The sequence below is a fragment of the Dietzia sp. B19 genome, assembly GCF_014145155.1.
Lineage (GTDB): Bacteria > Actinomycetota > Actinomycetes > Mycobacteriales > Mycobacteriaceae > Dietzia > Dietzia natronolimnaea.
Map to the genome: position 1 here is coordinate 25,183 of NZ_JAALED010000573.1, position 8,890 is coordinate 34,072.

7 protein-coding genes are annotated in these 8,890 nt (G+C 63.3%); 5 read left to right on the forward strand and 2 right to left on the reverse strand.

Annotated elements, in window-relative coordinates; genetic code table 11:
• Positions 1 to 422 precede the first annotated feature (422 nt).
• Both G6020_RS16350 and G6020_RS16795 read left to right on the forward strand, forming a co-directional pair.
• Positions 423 to 1,529 (forward strand): BtrH N-terminal domain-containing protein, encoded by a 1,107-nt coding sequence (locus G6020_RS16350; RefSeq protein ID WP_067478094.1) that lies wholly within the window; start codon positions 423 to 425, stop codon positions 1,527 to 1,529.
• 39 nt (positions 1,530 to 1,568) lie between these two features.
• Complete coding sequence (locus G6020_RS16795) at positions 1,569 to 2,039, forward strand: transposase (protein WP_228549380.1); 471 nt, start codon at positions 1,569 to 1,571, stop codon at positions 2,037 to 2,039.
• A 45-nt stretch (positions 2,040 to 2,084) separates the two neighbouring features.
• Here G6020_RS16795 and G6020_RS16360 read toward each other — a convergent pair whose 3' ends face one another.
• A complete protein-coding gene (locus G6020_RS16360; RefSeq protein ID WP_069388581.1) occupies positions 2,085 to 3,398 on the reverse strand; it encodes an ISL3 family transposase in 1,314 nt (437 codons plus the stop codon).
• A gap of 152 nt (positions 3,399 to 3,550) precedes the next feature.
• Here G6020_RS16360 and G6020_RS16365 point away from each other — a divergent pair, with 152 nt between their 5' ends.
• From G6020_RS16365 to G6020_RS16375, 3 genes are all read left to right on the forward strand, one after another.
• On the forward strand, positions 3,551 to 3,760 hold the full coding sequence (locus G6020_RS16365) for a hypothetical protein (protein ID WP_069388582.1): 210 nt from the start codon (positions 3,551 to 3,553) through the stop codon (positions 3,758 to 3,760).
• Positions 3,761 to 3,910: 150 nt separating this feature from the next.
• Positions 3,911 to 4,807: an alpha/beta hydrolase gene (locus tag G6020_RS16370; RefSeq protein WP_069388583.1), complete on the forward strand. Its 897-nt coding sequence runs from the start codon at positions 3,911 to 3,913 to the stop codon at positions 4,805 to 4,807.
• A gap of 627 nt (positions 4,808 to 5,434) precedes the next feature.
• Entirely contained in the window at positions 5,435 to 8,011 is a 2,577-nt protein-coding gene (locus G6020_RS16375; protein WP_245847716.1) for an AAA family ATPase, read from the forward strand.
• 223 nt (positions 8,012 to 8,234) lie between these two features.
• Here the strand turns inward: G6020_RS16375 and G6020_RS16380 are convergent.
• The coding region (locus G6020_RS16380; RefSeq protein ID WP_182611314.1) for a recombinase family protein at positions 8,235 to 8,890 on the reverse strand (656 nt) is incomplete at its 5' end.

Sequence of the window (8,890 nt, forward strand, 5' to 3'; positions counted from 1 at the left end):
GACCATCCGCGACAGGCGCCAGCTCGTGCTCGACGCCGCCTACGCCAAACACCCCGAACGGTTCACCCGACGACCGCGCCCACCCCGACTGCCGGAAAAGGCGACCATCAACGACCCCGACGCCCGATCACCCGAAACTAGCCAAGCCCAACCGAGCACCTCACGTCTCATTTGATTTGACACGCTCCGGGCCGCCGGCTCGTGGAGGAGAGCGGTGGTGATTGTCTGGCGGACGCCCGGGGCTGCCTCGCCCAGCGCATTTCTTGAGCTATCACTCGGCGGGCGGCGCAGGAACGAAGGATCCTTTCGATGGACCGCTGAGGTAGGTACATGCCTGCATGAACGAATGTATAGTCACGTAACCGCATGCCCGTCCAACCGGAAACCGCGCAGATTGCTGCGACGCCGATTCAGGAGATGTCATGTCAGTCGAGGTCCCTACCCGTCATCCAGAGCCGCGACGAGTCCTACTGGACTATCCCCACCGTCAGGCAGGGCATTGTGGTTCCGGAGCGCTGAGAGACCTCCTGGAGTGGGCCGGTCTGGGCTGGGACGAGGTGCCGAGCGAAGGTCTGGTCTTCGGAATGGGCGGTGGTCTCGGCTTCACCTACCTGCGGGCACCGGGTCTCGCCCCTCCCATCTACTTCGTCGGGCGTAGCAGCGACCTCGAGGTCGACCTTCTCGCCAGGCTGGGTGCAGAGGTCGACGTTCGGGGAACCGACGATCCCGAGACCGGCTGGGGCTGGGTCCGCCGCGAACTCCAGCAAGGCCGTCCCGTGCTGATGTGGGCCGACATTTCTGAGCTGCCCTACCTCAATGTCCGCCTTCAGATGAGTCGGCACGACATCGTCGTGATCGGTTACGAAGACGACACCGAGACGGCTTTCGTGGTGGACAACGACCGAGCCGAGATGCAGAAAGTCCCCTACGAGGCTCTTGCGCGGGCGCGCGCGTCCCGATCGTTCCCCGTGCCCACGAGGCACACCACGTACTTCGTGAACTGGCCCCAGATCCTGCCCGATCTCCGCCAGACTGCGGCTTCGGCCCTCGTGGCCTCGGTCGAAAACATGCAGGCGGCGACAACCGCGATTATTCCGGACGCGTCGGTGCTACCGCCGGATGCCGTTGCCGCTGCCGGGATCAGTGGAGTCACGGTCTTCGCCGAGGATGTCGACCGGTGGCCGGGGCTCATGCCCGAACCGGAACTGGACATCGCGCTGCGTTCTCTCCACGCCTTTGTAGAGAAGGCAGGCACGGGCGGCGGCCTGTTCCGCCGGTTGCAGGCACAGTTCTGTGGCGACGTGGCCCGGCTAACGGAGTCCGCGGAGATGGCGAAGGCCGGAACTGCGCTCTTGCGCTGCGCGGACACGTGGTCGGCTCTGGCTGCGGCCGGCCGTAGCGACGGATCGACGCTCGATCGCTGGCGACGGGTCAATGAACTCGCCGCGACGCTTCCCCGCGACGAAGGCCATGCCATCTCTCACATGCGCAAAGCGGCGGGGGAACTGGGGATGGGTGACCCATTGTAGGCAAGTCGGCGAACGCAGCAAGCGAGCACCACTGCCGGGTTGCAGCAGCAGATCTGCGGCCACCGCGGACGTAAAGGCGACCCGCTCTACGGGATCCGCACCATCATCCGCTGCGACCCGGCACGGCTGACCGAGCGGCAGTGGCGACGGTTCAATGACGCATTGGCCGCCGACCCCCGGCACGAGGAACTGTTCCTCGCCTGGCAGATCGCCCACGAACTCCGACAGGCCTACCACCACAAAGACCTGCCTGCCGGGCGCAGCGCTGCGGAGAAGATACTCGCGACCTTGCCGTCCTGCCCGATCCCAGAGATCGCCCGCCTCGGCCGCACTCTTCGCAAGTGGAAGGACTCCTTCCTCGCCTACTGGACCACTGACCGATCCAACAATGGTGGAACCGAAGCGATCAACGGCCTCATCGAACTCCACCGGCGCCTGGCCCGCGGCTACCGCAACCGCGACAACTATCGCCTGCGGATGCTCCTCATCGCCGGCGGGCTACGGACCTGACCCCACACTCAGATGCGAAGAGCCCCTTATCCGGCCCTTCCGGAATCAGAGTGCATTGATCCGGTCGTGAAGCTGACCGGAGTGGATCAGTGACCGCAAGATGTAGTGGTTGAGGTTCCGGAAGCCCAGGGCGATTCCGCGGAGGTGTTCGAGGCGCCCGTTGATGGCCTCGACGGGACCGTTGGAGGCACCCACGTCGAAGTACGCGAGGATCTCGCGGTGCCGCTTCCACAGCGACCGGCCGAGCTGGGCGAGCTCGGGTAGTTCCTTCGGAACGCCGGCCCGGATCGATTTGAGGAGCTTGTACATCGCGATCTTGCCCTCCCGCTTGCCCGAGGCCTCGTAGGCGGCGATGAGCCGCTGGTAGACGCCGTAGGTGACCTCCACCGCCGCGTGCGCATCGTTGGCCGTGAACGCTTTGAACAGGCGGGCCTTCTGCTTGTCGGTGAGCAGCTCGGCCCGGGTGTTCAACGTCCGGCGGATGCCGTACAGCGGATCGCCCGTGCGGCCCCGGTGCCCGGTGGTGGCCTGCTGGATGCGCTGGCGGCACACGGTGAGCTTGTCCGCGGCCAGGTGCACGACGTGGAAAGGATCCATCACCGTCCGCGCTTCGGGGACGGCTTTGGCTGCGGCGGTGTGATAGCCGGCGAACCCGTCCATTGTCACCACCTTGACCCGGTCACGGAACGCCTGGTCGCGCGCGTCGAGCCACTCGGTCAGGACCCTCGCCGAACGCCCCGGGACCATGTCCAGCAGGCGAGACGGGTCGGTGCCGTCCACCACCGGGGTCAGGTCGACCAGCACCGTCACAAACGAGCTGCTGCCGTCACCGCGCACGTGCTTCCACTTGTGCTCATCGACCCCTAGAACGCGCACCCCGTCGAAGTGTCCGGGCTGGTCGTAGACCATCGTGCGGATCTCGGAGACCGCCAGGTCGTTGACCAAATCCCAGCCAAGCCCGAGGGCCTTGGCCACCGCGGACACGCTGGTGCGGTCGACCGCCAGGCGCTGCAGAATCCAGCGGGTGCAACGGCGGGTGGTCTTGGCCCGCGGCTCGGCCAACGCCGGCATGCGTTGCTGGAAGATCCGCGTGACGCACTCGGTGTTGCCGCAGGTGAAGCGCGGTACCCGCACGTGCAGTCTGGTGGGATGGCCGACGATCGGCAGATCGGTCACCCGCCGCTCGATGTGGTCTCGTAGCCGGCCCACCACCCCGCACTCGGCGCAGATCGGATCCAGTGTGACCGGGGAGCAGAACAGGTGCGTGAGCTCGTCGGCCACGGCGGCGTCGGTGATGGTCACCCCCAACTCGACGGTGCGGCAGATGGTGTCGGCAAGCAGGCTGGCGGTAGCGTTCAAAGCGGGTCCTGGGGATGCGAAGTGCTGGTGTAGGAACTTGCATCTTCACACGCCCCAGGACCCCTACATCTTGTGCCTCACCGCATCACCGGCGAACCCCAGTTACGCACTCCGGATCCGGAAGGGCCCCTTATCCATGGGTGTGGGCTCGCGTGCACACCACGCGCGAGACCGCCGTTGGGGTGCTGCAGCAGGTACAGATCGCTGTGGTGGAAGTCCGAACGGATCGCGCCGGCCGATCGCGCCGACTCCACGAGTCTTTCAGCCGCGTGGAACGCCCGCCCGATCTCCGCCCGGAACAGCTCGGTTCCAGCATCCGGCGAGAGGATGACGTCGCTGAACCCGAGATTGAACCGCTGTGAGTGCGCCAATTGTGGCTGGTTGATCGACTACGAGGAGTCTGGGTCGGTGTCGAGTGAGTGTGCCGGTCGAGTGTGGTGTGCAATGGTATTCACCCCCTGCGGCAACATGACTGAGAATGCTCCACTCGATAATCATGGCGAGGAACTTCTATGGATCCTGTAGTCACAACCCTTGAGCTCCGCGGTGACGGTGTCACACTTGCCGCCGACCGGTGGGATCCACCGTCAACTGCGGGCGATTCAGACGTCAGCAGTAAAGGTGTGGTGCTGTTGCTGCACGGCGGCGGGCAGACCCGGCATTCCTGGCGAAACACCGGACGCAGGCTCGCGGCGGACGGCTGGTCCGCCCTCGCCCTGGATGCACGGGGGCATGGGCAGAGCCAATGGGCACCGGACGGGGACTATGGCATCGACGCTCTGGTCGCCGACCTGACCTCGGTCATCGGCGAGTTGGGGCAGACGCCGGTACTGGTCGGGGCCTCGATGGGCGGTATGACGTCGTTGATCGGACAAGGAGAGAATCCCGAGCTCGCTCGTGGTCTGGTGTTGGTCGATATCGCCCCGAAGGTCGAACCGGGCGGCACCGCGGAGATTATGGCGTTCATGCAAAGTGGCCTGGATGGTTTTGACAGCCTCGACGACGCTGCCGCAGCGATCGCAGCGTATACCCCGAACCGGGTCCGCACCCCCAACCCGCAGGGGCTGCGCAAGAACCTCCGTCTGCGCGATGGCCGCTGGTATTGGCATTGGGATCCGGCGTTTCTGCGCCAGGGCGACGAACCCACCCGCCAGACCGACTCGATCGTGCGATACGAACGCGCCCGGGACGCCGCAGCCGCGATTACCGTTCCCACGATGCTCGTTCGTGGAACACAATCAAACGTGGTCAGCGAAGAGGGCGCCAAAGAGTTGCTTGAGCTCATACCGACCGCCAGATTGATCGACGTCACCGGGTCCGGTCATATGGTCGCCGGCGACGACAACGATGTGTTCAGCGGCGGATTGAAGGGTTTTCTCGACAACGACGTTCTCGCATCGCGCCACTGACGCCGTCGAGGACTCGAACGTCACCGGCGGCGGGAGCTCACCTGGGTTGCGTATCGGTGCCGGTTGCATTGATGGCCGGATTCGCCCGCCCCCGCGGGCCGCTTCGCTGACAGCGGAGCTCGAGGACCGCTTCCCCGGATGTGGCCGCCCTGCGATCCCGGCTTCGATGTTGGCCACGAGCATGGACCGATAACCAGACTTTATGTAAAGCGGTCACGAGGTGAAGCCACCGAGCTCTCGCCCACCTGCCACGCCAGTAGCGAGGACGCTAAGCACATTCCGCATACCTACTAGCAGTCATCTCCTGCCGATCCGGCGGTGTCAGCCGCACCGCGTGCGCCCACCGGTTCGCCCTACTCGTCGCCGGTGAACTGTCTGACGGTGCGATCGGAGAAAACCGCTGCAACGAACCCCTCTGCGCTCGCGTCGGACCCCGGAGCCTCGTCGCCTCCACTCAATCAACGAACCGCCGCTACGACGTCGCCTGCGGATGAACCGTCAGACTCCACGAAGAGATAATGTCAGTGGTCGATGTTTCACTTGTGTGCCTGACGGCGTGCACCCGCTGTAGCCATCAACGGATCGTTTTGGTCATGGATGGTCCCGCTTTTCGAGGAAACGATTGAAGTGACGATCGAAGAGGACATACGCGACTGGGCGCTAACAAGGCCCGCGTGGCAACAGGACGTACTGATCGCCCTGTCGCACGGCGAAACGTACGACGATCCCGATGTCGTCGCGAAGCTCGCCGACCGTCTCCAGGAGCGGGGCAGTGCAACGCCCAACGAAGCTGCCCGAAACCTCACCCTCGGCGCGACCGAAGCGAGGCAGGTCTGGCTCAAGAGAATCTGCGGCGGCAATAGCGTCAACGCACTTGCCGCTGACCAGACACTGGCGTTTGAGCCCGCAGGACTAACGATCAGTTACGGCAACAATGGCGCTGGCAAATCCGGATACGCACGCATCATCAAAGCAATGGTTGCTGCGCGCCACTCCTCGCTCGTCCTACCAGACGTATATCGAGACGGCTCACCTGACCCGAGCGCTGAACTCGAGTACTCGGTAGACGGCCAGCCGTTCTCAGTGAAGTTCCCCGCCGATCCTCCGGTGCCGGATCTTCAGCAAGTTCGCTTTTACGACGAGCACTGCGGCGACGAGTACCTGCTCCGCGACTCGACCGTTACCTACCGCCCCTCTGCCCTCACCGTGCTAGACGGTCTCATCACCGTGTGTGGGATGGTTCGCGAGGAATTGCAGCGGCGCATTGCCGAAAGTAATCAGAAGCGCCTGAACCTCACCCTCCCCCAAGGCGCCGCTGGGAACACCTTCTTATCTCACCTGTCGGCCATTACAACTGACCTGGACATTGAGAACGCCTGCTCGTTTACATCCGAGGACGCCGATAACCTCGGCAAGGCGATTCAGGAAGTCGCACGGTTGGAGACGAGCGACGCCTCCAAAGAGCGTGTGCGCCTTCAGGCCGATGCCAGCCACGCCATGACTCTGAAAGCTGCGATCGCTGAGTTAGAAGACACCCTGAGCGCTGATCGCCTCACTGCGATCGAAAAGCTCAAGGACAACGCCCTGACCAAACGCTCTGCAGCAAATCTCGCAGCAGAGACATCCTTCGACGACGAGCCGCTGTCTGGAGTTGGTTCGGAGACCTGGCGGACACTATGGCGCGCTGCCCGTGACTATGCAGTCTCCGTCCCCGGCCATGAGCACGAGTTCCCCGAGGTCGGTGACGACGCCCGCTGCGCACTTTGCCAACAGCCACTTAGCGACGACGCCAAGGTGCGTTTCACTCGCTTCAACGCCTACATGACTGACACCACCGAGAGAGACGCCGTCGCAGCCGAGCACCTCTACGAAGAGGCGCTCGCCGGTCTCCGGGGACTGCATTTCTCTACCCAGACGATCGCGACCGCACTGACCGCACTCGGTACCCACGACGAGGCGCTGGCTAATGCTGCCCAGCGCCAACTACTCATGCTTGAGAAGCATCGCAACGAGGCACTGAAACACTTCGCGGCGAGTGGAGAGCCCTCGGCGCCGCTTACCGCGAACACCATCGCTACACGACTTGAGGAACTTACGAAGTCTTTGACCGCCAAAGCCGAGGCGACAGACGTCGCTGGTTTCCAGGCAACGTTGACTGCGGCAAAGTCCATCCGAAACGAGCTGGAAGCCTCTCGGCTGCTGAGCGAAAACAAGGATCAGATTAAGACCGAAGTCATTCGGCTTGAGGATTTCGGAAATCTCAACGCTGCCCTTTCCGCGACTGACACCAAGGGCATTACGCGCAAGGCAACCGACCTCACGAGCACCTACGCCACCAAACAGATCCGCGACCACTTCACCTATGAAACTGCTCGTATGCACCTAGAGAAGGTGACGCTCAAGGATCGGGGCGGACAGAAGGGACTGGTTCGTCAGATCCCAGCGCTTGTCGGTGTTCGGCACAAGGACGGTAGCGCCCGCGCAGTGCTAAGCGAGGGCGAGCAGACGGTGCTGGGTCTAGCCGGCTTCTTCACCGAAGCAGAGTTTGATCCCTCTAAGTCAGCCGTCATCTTCGATGACCCCGTGACCTCACTAGATCACGTACGGCGGGACAAAGTAGCGGACCGGCTCGTCCAGTTCGCCAAGTCGCGGCAGGTCATTGTCTTCACCCACGACATTGCATTCCTGACCGACCTCCTTAAGTCAGCGGACTCCGCCGAAGTCGAGGTATATCACCGCACCATCCAGCGGCGTGGCACGGTTCCCGGGTATGTCGCGGAAGGCTTGCCGTGGAAGGCTCAGGATATTGGGCTGAGGCTGAATACAATCCAGAATGAGATTACGAAGCTTACCAAGGACCGACAGGACCTAGACGACGACGAATACGAGCAGCGCGTCAACAAAATCGCGGGTTATCTGTCGGAGGCATGGGAGCGCACGGTGACAAGCGAGATCGTCAATCGCGTGTACGACAGGAGTAAGTCCGAAGTACGCCCCCTGATGGTACGAATGCTCGCCAAAATCTCCGACACAGATACCACCGAGTACCAAGAAGGCTACGGCAAAACGTCTAAGTGGGCTCTCCGACACGACAAGGCGGAAGAAACCAACTATGTTGCGCCGGAGCCCAACGAACTTGAGGCCGAATACGACCGCCTAAGGACCTGGCACAAGCGCATCAGGAGCTACCAGAACCAGAAGTAGACGGGCCTACTTCCCTCGTCGCGATTGACTACAGAGGCGAGGCGTCCTGGCGATGTGGTCTAGCACGACCTCGACCACATCGCCGACCCTGAAGCGCTCACATGCACCCCGACCCACGCTTCGTGATCTCCCAACACCACCAGCGCCACCGCAACAGTGACACAAACTAGCGCCTGCCTCCCTACATCGAGCTGTAGTCACACCGACCAGCTACGGAAGATAATCACCTCGATGGCCGCAATGCCCGATACAGCGTAGAGCGGCCGACCCCGAGATCTCGGGCGATTGCTGATGGCCCCTCCCCCGCCTCGATGCGGGCGCGGGCCTTGTTGATCTGCTCGTCGGTCAGGACTCGTTTGCGTCCCTTGTACTTACCCTTCGCTTTGGCGATGGCGATGCCCTCGGCTTGGCGTTCACGGATGATGGCCCGCTCGAACTCAGCGAACGCACCGAGCAGCGAGAGCATCAGGTCGGCTCGAGGATCCTGGGCGCCAGCGGCGTAGGTCGCGCGTTCGTGGACGAACTCCACACTCGCGCCCTTCGCGGTGATCTCGCCAACGATCTGCTTCAAATCAACCAACGAACGAGCGAGACGGTCCATCGACGCAACAACCAGCTCATCACCATCTCGCAGATACCCGATGCACTCTTCGAGCTTCACCCGGTCCGCGCGCGAGCGAGCCGACTGCTTCTCGACGTAGACCCGGTCGCACTCCCCCACCGCCTCGAGCTGACGCGCCTCGTTCTGATCCGCGGCCGACACCCGCACGTACGCCACCCGCTGCCCACGAGGGCGCGAGACCCGGCGAGCCGGCTTCGGAGCCGGCCTTGGCTTCGGCGTTACCTCGACGACGTTCTCCGAGTCCGTCGACTCCACCC

Bases quoted from the DNA above. Each gene is read 5' to 3' on its own strand.
- G6020_RS16350 (WP_067478094.1), top strand. From the start codon at position 423: ATGTCAGTCGAGGTCCCTACCCGTCATCCAGAGCCGCGACGAGTCCTA.
- G6020_RS16370 (WP_069388583.1), top strand. From the start codon at position 3,911: ATGGATCCTGTAGTCACAACCCTTGAGCTCCGCGGTGACGGTGTCACA.